This window comes from Bradyrhizobium sp. (genome assembly GCF_030646015.1).
GTDB lineage: Bacteria > Pseudomonadota > Alphaproteobacteria > Rhizobiales > Xanthobacteraceae > Bradyrhizobium.
In genome coordinates, this window is sequence record NZ_JAUSLT010000198.1 from 1 (window position 1) to 15,727 (window position 15,727).

At 64.8% G+C, this 15,727-nt stretch carries 15 protein-coding genes; 6 read left to right on the plus strand and 9 right to left on the minus strand.

What is annotated here, in order from left to right; translation table 11 throughout:
* The coding region (locus Q7T45_RS28065; RefSeq protein ID WP_304875370.1) for a PleD family two-component system response regulator at positions 1 to 1,053 on the plus strand (1,053 nt) is incomplete at its 5' end.
* Positions 1,054 to 1,161: 108 nt separating this feature from the next.
* Here the strand turns inward: Q7T45_RS28065 and Q7T45_RS28070 are convergent.
* Positions 1,162 to 1,776 (minus strand): TetR/AcrR family transcriptional regulator, encoded by a 615-nt coding sequence (locus Q7T45_RS28070; protein WP_304875371.1) that lies wholly within the window; start codon positions 1,774 to 1,776, stop codon positions 1,162 to 1,164.
* A gap of 161 nt (positions 1,777 to 1,937) precedes the next feature.
* On the opposite strand from Q7T45_RS28070, the gene Q7T45_RS28075 reads away from it, so the two are divergent.
* On the plus strand, positions 1,938 to 3,170 hold the full coding sequence (locus Q7T45_RS28075; RefSeq protein ID WP_304875372.1) for an MFS transporter: 1,233 nt from the start codon (positions 1,938 to 1,940) through the stop codon (positions 3,168 to 3,170).
* A gap of 55 nt (positions 3,171 to 3,225) precedes the next feature.
* Here the strand turns inward: Q7T45_RS28075 and ccoG are convergent, their stop codons facing one another.
* The gene (gene ccoG / locus Q7T45_RS28080; RefSeq protein ID WP_304875373.1) at positions 3,226 to 4,665 is read right to left on the minus strand and encodes a cytochrome c oxidase accessory protein CcoG; all 1,440 of its coding nucleotides are present in this window, start codon (positions 4,663 to 4,665) and stop codon (positions 3,226 to 3,228) included.
* A gap of 149 nt (positions 4,666 to 4,814) precedes the next feature.
* Between ccoG and Q7T45_RS28085 the strand changes: the two genes are divergently transcribed.
* The 3 genes from Q7T45_RS28085 to Q7T45_RS28095 are packed head-to-tail and all read left to right on the plus strand — an operon-like array spanning position 4,815 to position 6,226.
* Positions 4,815 to 5,333 carry a YeeE/YedE thiosulfate transporter family protein gene (locus tag Q7T45_RS28085; protein ID WP_304875374.1) on the plus strand — a complete coding sequence of 173 codons (519 nt, stop codon included), beginning with the start codon at positions 4,815 to 4,817 and terminating at the stop codon, positions 5,331 to 5,333.
* Between the two features lie 16 nt (positions 5,334 to 5,349).
* The gene (locus tag Q7T45_RS28090; RefSeq protein ID WP_304875375.1) at positions 5,350 to 5,967 is read left to right on the plus strand and encodes a YeeE/YedE thiosulfate transporter family protein; all 618 of its coding nucleotides are present in this window, start codon (positions 5,350 to 5,352) and stop codon (positions 5,965 to 5,967) included.
* Positions 5,968 to 6,016: 49 nt separating this feature from the next.
* Positions 6,017 to 6,226 carry a DUF2892 domain-containing protein gene (locus Q7T45_RS28095; protein WP_304875376.1) on the plus strand — a complete coding sequence of 70 codons (210 nt, stop codon included), beginning with the start codon at positions 6,017 to 6,019 and terminating at the stop codon, positions 6,224 to 6,226.
* Between the two features lie 78 nt (positions 6,227 to 6,304).
* On the opposite strand, the gene rpmG is transcribed toward Q7T45_RS28095, so the two are convergent.
* From rpmG to topA, 6 genes are all read right to left on the minus strand, one after another.
* Positions 6,305 to 6,472: a 50S ribosomal protein L33 gene (gene rpmG / locus Q7T45_RS28100; RefSeq protein WP_045008041.1), complete on the minus strand. Its 168-nt coding sequence runs from the start codon at positions 6,470 to 6,472 to the stop codon at positions 6,305 to 6,307.
* A gap of 124 nt (positions 6,473 to 6,596) precedes the next feature.
* Positions 6,597 to 7,922, minus strand: coding sequence for an LLM class flavin-dependent oxidoreductase (locus Q7T45_RS28105; protein ID WP_304875381.1), 1,326 nt, complete (start codon positions 7,920 to 7,922; stop codon positions 6,597 to 6,599).
* Positions 7,923 to 8,180: 258 nt separating this feature from the next.
* Complete coding sequence (locus tag Q7T45_RS28110; protein WP_304875383.1) at positions 8,181 to 8,921, minus strand: NUDIX hydrolase; 741 nt, start codon at positions 8,919 to 8,921, stop codon at positions 8,181 to 8,183.
* A gap of 32 nt (positions 8,922 to 8,953) precedes the next feature.
* Positions 8,954 to 9,394: a DUF983 domain-containing protein gene (locus Q7T45_RS28115; RefSeq protein WP_304875385.1), complete on the minus strand. Its 441-nt coding sequence runs from the start codon at positions 9,392 to 9,394 to the stop codon at positions 8,954 to 8,956.
* 3 nt (positions 9,395 to 9,397) lie between these two features.
* Positions 9,398 to 11,728, minus strand: a complete 2,331-nt coding sequence (rnr, locus tag Q7T45_RS28120; RefSeq protein WP_304875387.1) for a ribonuclease R — start codon at positions 11,726 to 11,728, stop codon at positions 9,398 to 9,400.
* Complete coding sequence (gene topA / locus Q7T45_RS28125; RefSeq protein ID WP_304875389.1) at positions 11,729 to 14,485, minus strand: type I DNA topoisomerase; 2,757 nt, start codon at positions 14,483 to 14,485, stop codon at positions 11,729 to 11,731. It abuts the gene before it with no gap.
* Between the two features lie 254 nt (positions 14,486 to 14,739).
* On the opposite strand from topA, the gene Q7T45_RS28130 reads away from it, so the two are divergent.
* On the plus strand, positions 14,740 to 14,952 hold the full coding sequence (locus tag Q7T45_RS28130; RefSeq protein ID WP_304875390.1) for a hypothetical protein: 213 nt from the start codon (positions 14,740 to 14,742) through the stop codon (positions 14,950 to 14,952).
* Positions 14,953 to 14,962: 10 nt separating this feature from the next.
* Here Q7T45_RS28130 and dprA read toward each other — a convergent pair.
* The coding region (gene dprA / locus Q7T45_RS28135; RefSeq protein ID WP_304875391.1) for a DNA-processing protein DprA at positions 14,963 to 15,727 on the minus strand (765 nt) is incomplete at its 5' end.

Consider the following 15,727-nt stretch of genomic DNA (forward strand, 5'->3'; position numbering starts at 1 on the left):
TCCGACGTCGTGCTGATCGCCCGCGTGCGGTCGCTGACCCGTCTGAAGATGATGACCGATGAGCTGCGCATGCGCGCCATCACCTCGCTGGAGATCGGCGTGCAGGCGCCGGAGCGCAGTGCGGTGGCCGACACCGGGAAGGGCGGCCGCATCCTGCTGGTCGACGACCGTCCGTCATCCTATGAGCGGCTGGCGCCGGTGCTCTCGACCGAGCACACCGTCGACGTCGAAGCCAACCCGGCCGAAGCGCTGTTTCATGCCGCCGAAGGCAATTACGACCTGCTGATCGTCTCGCTCGGGCTTGATAATTTCGACGGCCTGCGGCTGTGCAGCCAGGCGCGCTCGCTGGAGCGCACCCGGTCGGTGCCGATCCTGGCGATCGCCGACGCCGACAACAATGCGCGGCTGCTGCGCGGGCTCGAGATCGGCGTCAACGACTATTTGCTGCGCCCGGTCGACAAGAACGAACTTTTGGCGCGGGCGCGAACGCAAATCCGCAAGCGGCGTTACACCGACCATCTGCGCGACAACATGCAGAACTCGATCGAGGCGGCGATTACCGATGCGCTGACCGGCCTGCATAACCGCCGCTACATGGAAAGCCATCTCGGCGCGCTGGCCGAGCAGGCCGCGAGCCGCGGCAAGCCGCTGGCGCTGATGATGCTCGACATCGATTTCTTCAAATCGATCAACGACAATTACGGCCACGACGCTGGCGACGACGTGCTGCGCGAATTCGCGGTGCGGATCCGCAAGTCGATCCGCGGCATCGATCTGGCCTGCCGCTACGGCGGCGAGGAGTTCGTCATCGTGATGCCGGAAACCGATTTGCATGTCGCGGGCATGGTGGCCGAACGGCTGCGCCGCTCGATCGCCGGCGAACCCTTCGCGGTCAACAAGGGCGCAAACCGCATCGAGGTCACGATCTCGATCGGGCTGTCGACGCTGGAAAACAAGGGCGAGCCGGTCGCGGATGTGCTGAAACGCGCGGATACGGCGCTGTACCGGGCCAAGCATGACGGGCGCAACCGGGTGGTCTCGGCGGCGGCTTAAATTCTCTCCGCCGTCGTCCCTGCCTAGTGCGCAATTGCGCACGGGGCGCAGGGACCCATCACCACCGGCGGTTATGGGTGAAACGAGATTCTGCAACAGCCACCGAGTTTACGCCGCGCCGCCGCGGCGTATGGGTCCCCGCGTTCGCGGGGACGACGAGGGAGTGGTGACTGGTGCGCTTTCCTCCCCATCCACCTTCACCCCCGCATTCGCCAGCAGCACCTTCGCTGCTTCCTTCGCGGCGCGCGCCATCGAGGGGTCGTTACGCACGAGGTCCTGCGCGATCGAGCCGTCGACCAGCAGCGTCAGCTGGGTCGCGAGACCTTCGGCGTCGGCGACTTTGAGCTGCTTCAACAAATCGCGAAACCAGAGCCTTCGGCTTTCCTTGAAGGCGACCGCGATTTTTCGGACCGACTGATCCTCTACCCCGAGTTCGGCGACCGCGTTGACGAACGGGCAGCCGCGAAAACCCTTGGCCGCAAAACCGCGCTCGAGCCGGTCGAAGGTGCCGAGGATCTGTTCGACCGGCGGTTTGTCGGAGGGAGGAGCCTTGGTGAAGCGGCCCGCCAGGTAGGCCGCGATCAATTCGTCCTTGGAGGGAAAGTGATTGTACAGCGTGCGCTTGCTGATGCCGATTTCGGCGGCGATGGTGTCGACGCCAACCGCGCGAATGCCGCGCTGATAGAACAACAGGTCAGCGGTTTCGAGAATCCGCTGTTTCATGGTGGGTTTTTCGTGTGGCGGCATATCGAGAAGAAAACCTTTCTCCGGCTGCCTTGACAGCCCGGCTGCTCCCACATTAATTACACAGATCGGTGTAATCAAGTCCGATGCGACGGCAGGGCGGCAAATTGCGGCCGCGGCCCAACGGGAGAAAAACAACAATGTCCCTGCTGCAAATCCTGCGTCCCACGTTGCCCATCCTGATCGGCGCTTCCATCATGCTCACCTTGAGCATGGGCCTGCGCCAGAGCCTCGGCATTTTCCTGCAGCCCCTGACCCAGGACATCAAGATTTCGGTATCCGATTTCACGCTGGCGCTGGCGGTGCAAAATCTCGCCTGGGGCTTCCTGCAGCCGCTGGCCGGCGCCATGACCGTTCGCTACGGCTTTCGCCCGATCATGATGGTCGGCTCGCTGTTCTACATCGTCGGGCTCGCGCTGCTGGCGACCGCACAGGGCATGCTCTTTGTGATGATCGGCGGCGGCGTGCTGATCGGCACGTCGCTGGCGTGCACGGCAGCCGCGATCGCGATGTCGGTGGCGGCGCGCTCGGTGCCGGCGGCGGTCCGCAGCACGGTGATGGGCATCGTCTCGGCGGCGGGCTCGCTCGGCGCCTTGCTGTCGGCGCCGATCGGGCAGCTCCTCAACGAAGGTTTCGGCTGGCGCACCGGCATGATGGGTTTTGTGATTCTGTCGCTCTTCATGCTGCCGGCGGCCTGGTATGCGGGCAGGGTGGACAAGGTGCCGCTGCCGCCGAAGGGACCCGACGACATCGCCGATACCTCGGCTGCGGTCGCGGTGAAAATCGCGTTCAGCAATGCGTCGTTCGTGGTGATGACGCTGGCCTATTTCGTCTGCGGCATGCAGCTGGTGTTTCTCACCACGCATCTGCCGTCATACCTCGCCATCTGCGGCATGGATCCGATGCTGAGCGCGCAGACGCTGGGCATGATCGGCGGCTTCAACGTATTGGGCAGCCTGTTCTTCGGCTGGGCCGGCCAGCGCTGGAACAAGCTGGCGCTGCTCGGCGGCATCTACATTGCGCGTTCGCTGATTCTGGCCTGGTACTTCATGCTGCCGCCATCGCCGGCCTCGACGCTGCTGTTCGGTGCGCTCATGGGATTCCTGTGGATGGGCGTCGGTCCGCTGGTCGCCGGCGCCGTCGCCGAGATGTTCGGGCTGCAATGGCAGGCGATGGTCCAGGGGCTCGCCTTCATGAGCCATCAGCTCGGCAGTTTCCTCGGCGCCTATGGCGGCGGCCTGCTGTACGACCAGCTCGGCTCCTACACCATGGCGTGGAGGATCGGCGTGGCCCTGGGTCTGGCCGGCGGCATCATCCAGGTGGCGTTCGCGCTGATACGGCCGAGCGCGCCGCCGATGCTGAAGACGGCGTAGGGACTGCCCGCAAACGTTGCGTCAGCCGTCGCACCGTGAGCCCGTTGCGTGCGGGCTACCGTCCGCCCGGCACGAAATGGTCGCGCACCGACGCTGACAGGCCGGTTTTGACATCGGCAGCCCTGAACTCGATGTCGGTTGCTTCCTTCGGCAGTTTCGCCACCGGCACCTGGACGGACACCCTGACTTCCCTTGTCTGGTCCGGTCCGACCTCGATGATCAGTTTGCCGTCCGCGCCGCGTTCGATCCCCGAGGTGCGGACCTCCGCGGCGGGAAGACCGATTAGCTCCAGCGCGAAGGCGCGGGAAACGCCGGCCTTGTTGAGGAAGCGCACGGTATAATCGTTGCGGACGCTGCCGTCGGCGAGCGTGACGAACAACGGACTGCGCTCGTGCAGCGCGCTGATGCCGAGCGAACTGCGGGTCGCCAGCGTGTACAGCATGATGCCGCCGACCACGGCAATGATGGCGGCATAGAGAATGGTGCGGGCCCGGATCAGGCGGTAGACCGGCGGCTTGCCGGCGAGGCGGCGCTCGGCGTTGATGTCGGTATCGTAGGCGATCAGTCCGGTCGGCCGGTGGGTCTGCAGCATGATCGCGTCGCAGGCATCGATGCACAGCCCGCATTGAATGCAGCCGAGCTGGATGCCGTCGCGGATATCGACGCCGGTCGGGCACACGTTGATGCACTGGTGGCAGTCGATGCAGTCGCCGGCGGGCTGGCCGGCAAGGCGCAACTGCTCGGCTTTCTTGACGGAGGTACGGGGTTCGCCGCGGTCGCGCCGGTAGGTGACGTTGAGCGCCCATTCATCGGTCAGCGCCGCCTGGATGCGCGGCCACGGGCACATGTAGATGCAGACCTGTTCGCGCGCGTGGCCGGCAAAGACATAGGTGGTCGCCGTCAGGATGCCGATCCAGAGATAGGCGATGAACGGCGCCTGCAGGGTGGCGAGTTCCTTCACCAGCGTCGGCGCATCGGCGAAATACAGCACCCAGGCGCCGCCGGTCCACCAGGCGATCATCAGCCACAGGAAGTGCTTGGTGGCGACCTCGCGAATATGCCGGAAGTTCCAGCCGCGCTTGTCCTTGAGGATGCGGTCGCGGCGGTCGCCCTCGACCCAGCGCTCGACGGCGTAGAACAGGTCGGTCCAGATGGTCTGCGGACAGAGATAGCCGCACCAGATCCGGCCGGCGACCGCGTTCATCAGGAACAGCACCATCGCCGCGATGATCAGCAGGCCGGTGAAGTAATAGACCTCCTGCGGCCACAGCTCGATGAAGAAGAAATAGAAGCGGCGGTTCGGCAGGTCGAGCAGCACCGCCTGGTTGGGCAGGCCCGGTCCGCGGTCCCAGCGCACGAACGGCAGCAGGTAATAGACCGCCAGACCTACTATCAGCAGCGTCCATTTGATCCGGCGGAACCGGCCATGGACGGCCTGCGGATAGACCTTCTTGCGGGGCGCATAGAGCGGCCCTTCGATGATGGTTTCGCCCATGACGCGATGCCTTCGGAGCTGAGTCAATTCGCCGTCGCAGTGTCAGATCTATTCGCGGCGTTCGGGCACGAGATTGATTCAAATCAATCCGGCGCTGCTTCACTTCAATATATTATAAAACACTAATATAATAATCGAGGAGGTTACCGATGTCGCCCTTTGACAAGGCCTGGTCGCCCTACGCCGCGGGTATCCTGATAGGCCTGCTGCAAATACCGGCATTCCTGCTCATCGAGACCGCGCTCGGCGCTTCATCCTCCTATGTCACGGTGGGTGCGGCGATTGCCGGCCTGGTCGATCCCTCGCTGCTCAAGATCGACTACGCGGCGAAGCATATTGCGGCGAACGCCAAGAATCTCTGGCAGGTCGCGTTGGTGATCGGTATCGCGCTCGGCGCCTTCGTATCGATGAAGCTGTCGGGCGCGGTCCGCGCGCCGATTTCGCCGATCTGGGCGAGGGCGCTCGGCTCATCCTCCTCCAGCCTGCGCTACGCGGTGGCGTTCGTCGCCGGCTTCCTGATGCTGTTCGGGGCCCGGATCGCCGACGGCTGCACCAGCGGCCACGGCCTGTCGGGGATGGCGCAATTGTCCGTGGGGTCCACCGTCGCGGTCGCGGCGATGTTTGCCGGCGGCATTGTCACGGCCTCGTTGCTGCTGCGTCGAATTTAACAAGGGAGGGTTGATCATGTCGTCCGTTGCAGTCGGAATTCTGAGCGGCGCGCTGATGGGAATCGTGTTCGGCTTCGCGCTGGAAAAATCGCGGGTGTTCGAGCCCGGAATGATCGTCGGCCAGATGCAGTTGCGCAACTGGATCATGCTCAAGGTGTTTCTGACGGCGGTCGCGACCGGCGCCGTGGTGCTGGCGTTCCTGCACGGATTCGGTTTCGTGAAGCTGCAGCCCAAGGCGGCGCTTTACGCCGCCGACATCGTCGGCGGGCTGATCCTCGGCGCCGGTATCGCGCTGGCGGGTGCATGCCCCGGCACCACGCTGGCGCAGATCGGCGTCGGCTATCGCGACGCCATCTTCACGCTGTTCGGCGGCCTGGCCGGCGCGGTGGCGTTCTCCTACGCCCAGCCCTGGCTGGCCAAGTCGCTGATCGGCACCGGGCCCAAGCTGTTGTTCACCGACCTGGCCGGCATTGCCTATTGGCAGGGTGCGCTGGCGCTGGCCGCGGTCATCGTCGTCATCCTGGCGCTGATCGAGCGGGCGCGGCCATGGCGCAACGACCTCGGCGCGGATGTCGACGGCGACGTGTCGGGAGAGGCGGCGCGGCCGCGCAATCGCCTGGCGCCGGCCGAATGACCACGCCGGCTTTTCACCAAATCCTCCTCAACCACGAAAGATAAAGACCATGAGCAATGTTGGATCGATTGATCGCGTCGCGCGTATCATCGTCGGAATTGTGCTGCTGGCGTTTGCCATCCCGCTGGGCTTTCCCCAGACCGGCTGGAATTGGGTCGGCTGGATCGGGATCGTGCCGATAGCGACTGCCGTGTTCGGCTTTTGCCCGGCGTATGCCCTGTTCGGCTTGTCGAGTTGCCCGGTCCGGCAGGGAAAATGATGGGATCGCGGATATCGCTTCACCAAATGAAAACGGGGCCGCGAGGCCCCGTTCGAAGTCAGTAGCGTCCCGCGATTGTTACTTGATCTTGGATTCGCGGAATTCGACGTGCTTGCGCGCGACCGGGTCGTACTTCTTCTTGACCAGCTTGTCGGTCATGGTGCGCGAATTCTTCTTGGCGACGTAATAAAAGCCGGTATCCGCCGAGGAAACGAGCTTGACCTTGATGGTGACCGCTTTGGCCATGTTTAGAACCCTTGATGTCTGGAATCGGACGCCGGCCCATCAGGCCCGCATTTGCCGCGCAACCTAGCTTCTGACAGCCCAAAGTCAAGGTTTTGCAGGCGAAAACCGGCCCGATTCCGGTCCATTAACCCTCGAAGAACCGGTTTTTCGGCCGTGGCAGGCCCAAATTCTCCCGCAGTGTCCGGCCCTCATACTCCCGCCGGAAGATTTCGCGCTTCTGCAGTTCCGGCACGACCTTGTCGACGAAGTCGTCGAGCCCGGCGGGCAGGAACGGGAACATGATGTTGAATCCGTCGCAGCCTTCCGTGGTCAGCCATTGCTCCATCTGGTCGGCGATGGTTTCCGGCGTGCCGACGAACGAAAGTCCGCCATAGCCGCCGACCCGCTGCGCCAGCTGCCGCACCGTGAGTTTTCCCCGCGCGGCGAGGTCGACCAGCCGCTGGCGGCCGCTCTTGCTGGCGTTAGTTTCGGGGATCTCGGGCAGTTGTCCATCGGGATCGAAGCCGGATGCGTCGGTTCCGAGCTGGACCGACAGCGAGGCGATGGCGCTGTCGTAATGCACCATGCTGTCGAGCAAGGCGCGTTTCTCTTTTGCCTCCTCGACGCTGTCGCCGACCACGACGAAGGCGCCGGGCAGGATCTTCAAATGGTTGCGGTCGCGGCCGAGCCTGTCCATGCGGCCCTTGATGTCGGCGTAGAGTTTCTGGCCGTCGGCGAGCGGGCCGCCGCCGGTGAATACGGCCTCCGCCGTCTCCGCCGCGAGTTGCCTGCCGTCCTCGGAGGCGCCGGCCTGCACGATCACGGGCCAGCCCTGCACCGGGCGGGCGATGTTGAGGGGGCCGCGTACCCTGAGATATTTGCCCTTGTGATCAAGCACATGCATTTTTTCGGGATCGAAATAGAGCCCGCTCCCGACGTCGCGGACAAAGGCGTCGTCGGCGAAGGAATCCCACAGGCCGGTCACCACATCGTAGAATTCGCGCGCCCGCTTGTAGCGCTCGGCATGCTCCATGTGGTCGTCGAGCCCGAAATTCAGCGCCGCATCCGGGTTGGAGGTGGTGACGATGTTCCAGCCGGCGCGGCCATTGCTGATGTGGTCGAGCGAGGCGAAGCGGCGGGCGACATGGTAGGGCTCATCGAAAGTGGTCGATCCCGTCGCGATCAGCCCGATATGTTCTGTCACGGCCGACAGTGCCGACAACAGCGTGAACGGCTCGAACGAGGTGACGGTGTGGCTGCGCTTCAGCGCATTGACCGGCATGTTCAGCACCGCGAGATGGTCGGCCATGAAGAAGGCGTCGAACTTTCCGGCCTCCAGCTTCTGGATCAGCTTCTTGATATGCGAAAAATTGAAATTGGCGTCCGGCCAGGCGCCGGGATAGCGCCACGCGCCGGTGTGAATCGAGACCGGCCGCATGAACGCGCCGAGCCGCAACTGACGTTTTGCCATCGCCCATTCCGTGTTGGTTGTTGTTGGGTAGGAGATAGGGATGTCTTTTCGCAAAGGCATCAGGCGAGCGTGAGAAGATTCTTGCGAATTGAGCGACACTTGGGGGGATGTTTCAACGTCATTGCGAGCCAACGGGTCGGCGCGAAGCGCCGCCCGATGACAGGCTCCGCGAAGCAATGCATCTATCCAAGCAAAGAAAGAATGGATTGCTTCGTCGCAAGGGCTCCTCGCAATGACGTTGAGAGGTCGGCGGCCAGCTCACGCCCCCAGCACGTCCTTCTGCATCTTGTTGCCGTAGAAATGGAAGAACGGCACCGGCGCGTCGTGGCTGAGCGGGCCGGTGGCGAGGCGCTTTTCCAGTTCGTTGAGGACATTTTTCGTCATCGGATGGGCGTCGGCCAGATGTTTGGAGCCGAGATCGACCCATACCAGTTCGACCAGTTCGGCCTCGGCATGGACCACGCCCTCGACGCGATGGGCGATGGCGGAGGCATCGGCGGTGAAGAACCTGGTATCGAAGCGGCGGACGCGGCCGGGCGGGGTGATGGCGCGCGCGATCAGGAACAGTCCCGAGGGATCAGGCAGCAGGCCTGCTTCGGTGAACGCCTGCCAGGCGCCTTCAAGCTTCGGCGGCTTGCCATCGTTCCTGCGGCCCAGGCAAAGCCCGGTTTCCTCGCAGGCCTCGCGGATTGCGGCGATCGCCAGCGAGCGCGCCCGCGACGGCGTGATCTTCGGGCTGCCCTTCATCAGATTATCTTCGAGCGCCTTGGGTATCGGCGCCGCCACCGGCACGCGGTTGTCCGACTTGTCGACCCGGCCGCCGGGAAACACGAATTTGCCGGGCATGAACACCACCTTGTCGTGGCGCTTGCCGACCAGCACTTTCGGGGTGGCAGCGCTGCGATCGACCAGGATCAGCGTGGCGGCGTCTTTCGGCCGGAAATAGGGGTGATGGTCGGCCTCTTTTCCCTGTTCCACGGCAGCAGCAGCTTCAGTCATTCCATCCCCACTTGTTCTTCGTTTCTTGTTGGCTAGCCGGGCGATATCTCATCCGGCGCATTCTCGTCAAACCCGTGCATGCGCAGCGCCCACTGCAATCCGACCACCGCACCCTTCACCGGTTGCAGCATCAGCAGCGACAGGATCAGCGTCAACGGCAGATAGATCGAAAGCTGCAGCAGCACCGAAGGCGCATAATCGGTTTCGATCCACAGGATGGTCGGCACCACGATGTGGCCGACGATGACGATGACGAGATAGGCCGGAAGATCGTCGGCACGGTGCGGCGTGAAATCCAGCCCGCAAGCCGAACAGTGATCGTCGACCTTCAGGAAGGCGCGAAACAGTTTTCCCTCGCCGCAACGCGGGCAGCGGCAGCGAAAGCCGCGCTTCAGGGCGGTCCACACGTCGCGCTTGGCGGCCGGTGACTGCTCCGGCGTCCAGGTTCTGGGATGCGCGGTGATGGTTTCCATGGTCTATCCTTTGAAGGGCTTGCCCTTCTTCGATTTGCCCGACTTTCCCTTGTCTTTGCCTTTGCCCTTGCGTGGGCTGCGGCCGGGATGCGTCTTCGCCTTCGCTCTCATGGTGTCGCCGGCGCCGGGGCGCCTGCTGCGTCCGCGCGGGGCGACGGTGCCTTCCGACAGCAGCTCGAAGCGCAGCGCGCCTGCCACTGGGGCTGCTTCTACCAGACGAACGTCGACGACGTCCCCCAGCCGGTGCATGGCACCGCTGCGTGTGCCGACCAGCGCGTGGCGGGTCTCGTCATAATTGAAGTATTCGGTGCCCAGCGTGCGGATCGGGATCAGGCCGTCGGCACCGGTATCCGAGAGCTTGACGAACAGCCCGGAGCGGGTGACGCCGGAAATGCGACCCTGGAACGTGGCCCCGATGCGGTCGGCGAGAAAATGCGCGATCAGCCGGTCGGCGGTCTCGCGTTCCGCCTTCATGGCGCGCCGCTCGGTGACGGAAATCTGGGCGGCGACCTCGCTCAGCGTCTCGACCGTCTCGGTCTCCGGCAGCGCGCCTTCGCCGAGCCCGAGCCCGCGGATCAGGGCGCGGTGCACGACGAGATCGGCGTAGCGCCGGATCGGCGAGGTGAAATGCGCATAGCGCCGCAGGTTAAGGCCGAAATGGCCATAATTCTCGGCGGCGTATTCGGCCTGGGATTGCGAGCGCAGCACCACTTCGTTCACCAGCAGTTCGGCATCGTGCCCCTTGACCTGCGCCAGCACGTAATTGAACAGCGAGGGACGCAACGCGCCGCTCTTGGCGAACGGCAGATCGAGCGTTTTCAGGAACTCCTGAAGATTGTGCACTTTCTCCAGCGTCGGTTCATCGTGCACCCTGTAGATTAGCGGCAGCGCCTTCTTTTCAAGCATTTCCGCCGCCGCGACATTGGCGAGGATCATGAATTCCTCGATCAGCTTATGGGCGTCGAGCCGCTCCGGCACGACCACGCGGTCGACCGTGCCGTCGGGTTTCAGCAGAATCTTGCGCTCGGGAATGTCGAGATCGAGCGGATCGCGTTCGTCGCGCGCCTTCTTCACGGTGGCATAGGCGTCGTAGAGCGGTTTTAGAATGGGATCGAGCAGCGGACCGGTGGTGTCGTCGGGCCGTCCGTCGATCGCGGCCTGCGCCTGCGCGTAATTCAGTTTTGCCGCCGAGCGCATCAGGATGCGGTGAAAGCTGTGCGAGCGCTTGCGGCCGTCGGCGCCGATCACCATCCGCACCGCCAGCGCGCCGCGCGGCTCGCCCGGCACCAGCGAGCAGAGATCGTTGGAGATCCGCTCCGGCAGCATCGGCACCACGCGATCCGGAAAATACACCGAATTGCCGCGCGTCAGCGCGTCGCGATCCAGCGCCGAACCCGGCCGCACATAGAACGCGACGTCGGCGATCGCGACATGGACGATGTAGCCGCCCTTGTTGCCGGGATCGGGATCGAGTTCGGCATGAACGGCGTCGTCGTGATCCTTGGCGTCGGGCGGATCGATGGTGACCAGCGGCAGCTCGCGCCAGTCTTCGCGCCCCGCCAGCGTCGCGGGCTTTGCCGCTTCGGCGTCGCGCAAAGCCGAGGGCGAAAACGCCTGCGGAATCTCGTGGGAGTGAATCGCGATCAGGCTGACCGCTTTCTCCGAAGCGAGCGAACCGAGCCGCTCCTTGACCTTGCCGGAGGCGAGGCCAAAGCCGCGCGAGCGCACGATTTCGATGCTGACGAGATCGCCGTCCTCGGCGCCGCCGGTGTCGGCCCTGGCGATGTTGAGTTCACGCCCGACCTGCTTCTTGTCGACCGGGATCAGCCGTCCGCCGCCATCGGGCAGGGCGCGGAAGATGCCGAGCACGCGCGATTTGGCGTGATCGACCACCTTGATGATGCGGGCGCGATAGACCGCGCCTTCGGCATCGTCGAGTTTCTCGATCCGCAGCAGCGCGCGGTCGCCGACGCCGGCGGCGGTGCCCGGCGGCGGCCGCCGGGGCACATGGATGCGGATCTTCGGCGGCTCGCCGCTTTCGACCTCGTCCCATTCGGTCGGCGTCGCGATCAACTCGCCATCGGCGTCGCGGCCGCTGATGTCGGCCATCAGGGTGGCGGGCAGGGCGGCCGGCTCGGCGATCTTCTTGCCGCGCTTTTCGATCACGCCTTCATCGGCGAGTTCACGCAGGATGCGTTTCAGCTCGGCGCGGTCGGCGTTCTTCAGGCCGAATTCCCGCGCGATCTCGCGGGTGCCGACGGTTCCCGGATGCGCGCGGACGAAGGCGACGATGGCGTCCCGTGCCGGAAAGCCGCTGTCGCGTTGCTTGGCCACTTAGCCGCGGGCCTTGCCGGCGGCTTTCTTCGCCGGCGTCTTCGGCGCCGGCTTGGCGGCGGAGGTCTTGGCGGCCGGGGTCACCGGCGCGCGGGCCTTGCTGACGGAATCGGACTTCGGCTTGGCCGCGGCTTTCTTCGCGACCGCCTTCTTGGCCGGTTTTGGGGCCTTCGGATCGGCATCCGCCTTGACCGCCGCTTTCTTGGGCGCCGCCTTCTTCTTGGCGCCGCGCTTCGGCTTGCCGCCGCCCTTGGCGACGCGTTCGTCGATCAGCGCGATGGCTTCTTCCAGCGTGATGGTTTCCTGGGTCTTGTCGCTGGGGATGGTGGCGTTGACGCCGCCCGAGGTGACATAGGCGCCATAACGGCCGCTCTTGACCGCGACGCCGCCGAGGGTCGGATGATCGCCCAGCGGTTTGCCCGGATCGGCGCCGAAACGGCGGCCGCTCGGGCCCTTCAGGATCTTTTCCGCGATCAGCGTCACCGCGCGGTTGAGCCCGATATCAAACACCTCGTCGCCGGCCTCGAGGCTGGCATAGGTCTTTTCGTGCTTCACGAACGGTCCGAAGCGGCCGAGGCCCGCGGTGATCGGCTCGCCGGTCTCCGGATGCTTGCCGATCTCGCGCGGCAGCGACAACAGCTTTAGCGCCAGATCCAGTTCGACGTCGCTGGGCGAGGTGTTCTTCGGAATACCGGCGCGCTTCGGCTTCTCGCCTTCGGCATAATCTTTGGGCTCGCCGAGCTGGATGTAGGGGCCGAACCGGCCGGCCTTCACCCATACGCCGCGATCGGTCTCGGGATCCTTGCCCAGCAGGCGGTCGGCGCTGGCCTCAGAGTCAGCCGCGAGCGGGCGGGTGTAGCGGCACTCCGGATAATTGGTGCAGCCGACGAAGGCGCCGAACTTACCGGCCTTGAGGTTGAGCTTGCCGGTGCCGCAGGTCGGGCATTGTCGGACATCGCCGCCATCGGCGCGCGCCGGATAGATGTGCGGTCCCAGCATGTCGTCGAGCGCGTCCAGCACCTGCGTCACCCGCAGATCCTTGATCTCGTTGACGGCGCCGATGAAGCCGGTCCAGAAATCCTGCAGCACCTGCTGCCAGGAAATCTCGTTGTTGGAGATGCGGTCGAGCTGCTCTTCGAGCGCCGCGGTGAAGTCATACTCGACATAGCGGGCGAAGAAGTTTTCCAGGAACGCGACCACGACGCGGCCCTTGTCCTCGCCATGCAGGCGCTTCTTCTCGAGCTTGACGTAGCCGCGGTCGCGCAGCACCTGCAGGATCGAGGCATAGGTCGAGGGACGGCCGATACCGAGCTCTTCCATGCGTTTTACGAGTGACGCTTCGGAGAAGCGCGGCGGTGGCTCGGTAAAGTGCTGGGTGACGGCGAGGTCCTGCTTCTTCAGCGCTTCGCCCTCGCTCATGGCGGGGAGGCGGCGCGAATCCTCGTCGTCGCCGTCGTCGTCCTTGCCTTCCTGGTAGAGCGCGAGGAAACCGTCGAATTTTATCACCTGCCCGGTGGCGCGCAGCTCCAGCACGCGCGAGCCCGCCTTGGCGGCGATATCGACGGTGGTGCGTTCCATTTCCGCCGATTCCATCTGGCTGGCGATGGTGCGGGTCCAGATCAGTTCATAGAGCCTTGCCTGGTCGGTATCGAGCCGGCGGCGCATCTCGGCGGGCCGTCGCGACAAATCGGTGGGGCGGATGGCTTCGTGCGCTTCCTGGGCGTTCTTGGCCTTGGTCTGGTACAGCCGCGGCGTCTCCGGCACATAGGCCTTGCCGTAATCCTCGCCGATCACGGTGCGCGCCTGCGTGATCGCCGAACCGTCGATCTGCACGCCGTCGGTACGCATATAGGTAATGAGACCGGTGGTCTCGCCGCCGATGTCGATGCCCTCATAGAGCCGCTGCGCGATCCGCATGGTGTGCGCCGGCGCAAAGCCCATCTTGCGGCTGGCTTCCTGCTGCAGCGTCGAGGTGGTGAAGGGCGCGTGCGGATTGCGCCGTGCCGGCTTTGCCTCGACGGTGGAAACCGAGAAGTTGGCGGATTCGATCGCCTTCTTGAGGTCTTCGGCTTCCGCGCCGGTGCCGATGTCGAGGCGCTGGATCTTCTTGCCGTCGGCGCCGATCAGCCGCGCCTCGAAGGCGTCGCCGCGCGGCGTCGTCAGGGTCGCGACCAGCGACCAGTATTCGCGCGGAATGAATTTTTCGATTTCGAGCTCGCGGTCGCAGACCAGCCGCAGCGCCACCGACTGGACGCGGCCCGCCGAGCGCGCGCCCGGCAGTTTGCGCCACAGCACCGGCGACAGCGTAAAGCCGACCAGATAGTCCAGCGCGCGGCGCGCCATATAGGCGTCGACCAGCGCGCCATCGATCTGGCGCGGGTTCTTCATTGCCTCGGTCACCGCCTGCTTGGTGATGGCGTTGAACACCACGCGTTCGATCTTGTGGTCCTTGAGCGCGCGCTTCTCCTTCAGCACTTCGAGCACGTGCCAGGAGATCGCTTCGCCTTCGCGATCGGGGTCGGTTGCGAGGATCAGTTTGTCGGCGCCCTTGAGTGCCTTGGCGATGTCGTTGAGCCGGCCGGCCGCCTTGGGGTCGATCTCCCAGATCATCTGGAAGTTGGCGTCCGGATCGACCGATCCGTTCTTGGCCGGGAGATCGCGGACATGGCCGAACGAGGCCAGAACCTCGTAGGAGGCGCCCAAATATTTGTTGATCGTCTTGGCTTTCGCCGGCGACTCGACAATGACGATATTCATGTCATTCCAATGGCTTACGGGGAAAATAAAGGCCGGTTCCGCGAGACTCGCGTCGGCCGTTTCGAAGCGAACATGGGTGGTGAGGCCGCCCCTGTCAAATGAACTGATGTGGAAAGCGCCGGAAAAGGGCCCGCTAAATTATCATGGGAGTTGCAATATGCGTCCTGTAGTTGCGCTCACAGAGGGTGTAGATTGTAACGATACACGGGGGTGGATGTGACTTTTTGACCAGGACAGGACGCCGGCGGACGCGCTTGCCCCCGGGCAGGGGCGAGGGCCTGCTATCAGATGATCCGCCGGGGGATGGCGGGCCGGATGAAGCCGCGAGCTTCATCGCGGAGAGCGTCGCCGATCTGGCCCTGCTGGCGCGGCTCCACCGGCTCGGCGTCCTCGTGCGTCTGCTCGACATGGCGCAACTGGAAGCCGAGGAGCGGGTGAGGCTGCGCAGCAAAAGGAAGCTGTCGTGAGGGGATGCGGCTAGATCATCGACACCAGCCCGCCGCCGTGGCGCTCCAGGCGGCCGGCGAGTTCAAGCTCCAGCAGCACGGCGCGCACCACCGACGGCGAGGCGCCGGCCATCCGGATCAGGTCGTCCAGCAGCACGGGCGTTGGACCGAGCAGGGCGGTGATGCGGGCGCGGTCGCCCGCCTCGGGTTCGACATCAATCGGCTCGTCGTCCGGCTCACGCAATTGCAGCGGACGTCCCATGATCGGCTCGACGGCGCTGATGATGTCGGACGCCTCGGTGGTCAGCGTCGCGCCCTGTTTGATCAGGTCGTTGGTGCCGGCGGCGCGCGGATCGAGCGGCGAGCCCGGCACCGCGAACACCTCGCGGCCCTGTTCGGCGGCGATCCGCGCCGTGATCAGTGATCCCGAGCGAAGCGCAGCCTCGACCACGACGACGCCGAGCGCCGCCCCCGAGATCAGCCGGTTGCGCCGTGGAAAATCGCGGGCGCGCGGCACATGCCCCATCGGCATTTCGGAAATCGCCGCCCCGCCGGACTCCAGCAACGACGCCAGCAGGTCTTCGTGTTCGGGCGGATAGATCCGGTCATGCCCGCCGGCCAATACCGCCACGGTGCCGCCCGCAAGACTGGCGCGATGCGCCGCCTGATCGATGCCGCGCGCCAGCCCCGAGACGATGACGAACCCGGCGTCCGAGAGGTCGCGCGCCAGGGTGCCGGCGAATTTCAGCCCGGCGCCGGAGGCGTTGCGCGAGCCGACGATCGCGAGCATCGGCCG

What these genes read in the sequence shown, in the direction of transcription:
- topA (WP_304875389.1), bottom strand. Translation starts at nt 14,485, where the DNA reads ATGAATATCGTCATTGTCGAGTCGCCGGCGAAAGCCAAGACGATCAAC.
- Q7T45_RS28115 (WP_304875385.1), bottom strand. Translation starts at nt 9,394, where the DNA reads ATGGAAACCATCACCGCGCATCCCAGAACCTGGACGCCGGAGCAGTCA.
- Q7T45_RS28075 (WP_304875372.1), top strand. Translation starts at nt 1,938, where the DNA reads ATGTCCCTGCTGCAAATCCTGCGTCCCACGTTGCCCATCCTGATCGGC.
- Q7T45_RS28090 (WP_304875375.1), top strand. Translation starts at nt 5,350, where the DNA reads ATGTCGTCCGTTGCAGTCGGAATTCTGAGCGGCGCGCTGATGGGAATC.
- Q7T45_RS28085 (WP_304875374.1), top strand. Translation starts at nt 4,815, where the DNA reads ATGTCGCCCTTTGACAAGGCCTGGTCGCCCTACGCCGCGGGTATCCTG.
- Q7T45_RS28110 (WP_304875383.1), bottom strand. Translation starts at nt 8,921, where the DNA reads ATGACTGAAGCTGCTGCTGCCGTGGAACAGGGAAAAGAGGCCGACCAT.
- ccoG (WP_304875373.1), bottom strand. Translation starts at nt 4,665, where the DNA reads ATGGGCGAAACCATCATCGAAGGGCCGCTCTATGCGCCCCGCAAGAAG.
- Q7T45_RS28070 (WP_304875371.1), bottom strand. Translation starts at nt 1,776, where the DNA reads ATGAAACAGCGGATTCTCGAAACCGCTGACCTGTTGTTCTATCAGCGC.
- Q7T45_RS28095 (WP_304875376.1), top strand. Translation starts at nt 6,017, where the DNA reads ATGAGCAATGTTGGATCGATTGATCGCGTCGCGCGTATCATCGTCGGA.
- rpmG (WP_045008041.1), bottom strand. Translation starts at nt 6,472, where the DNA reads ATGGCCAAAGCGGTCACCATCAAGGTCAAGCTCGTTTCCTCGGCGGAT.
- Q7T45_RS28105 (WP_304875381.1), bottom strand. Translation starts at nt 7,922, where the DNA reads ATGGCAAAACGTCAGTTGCGGCTCGGCGCGTTCATGCGGCCGGTCTCG.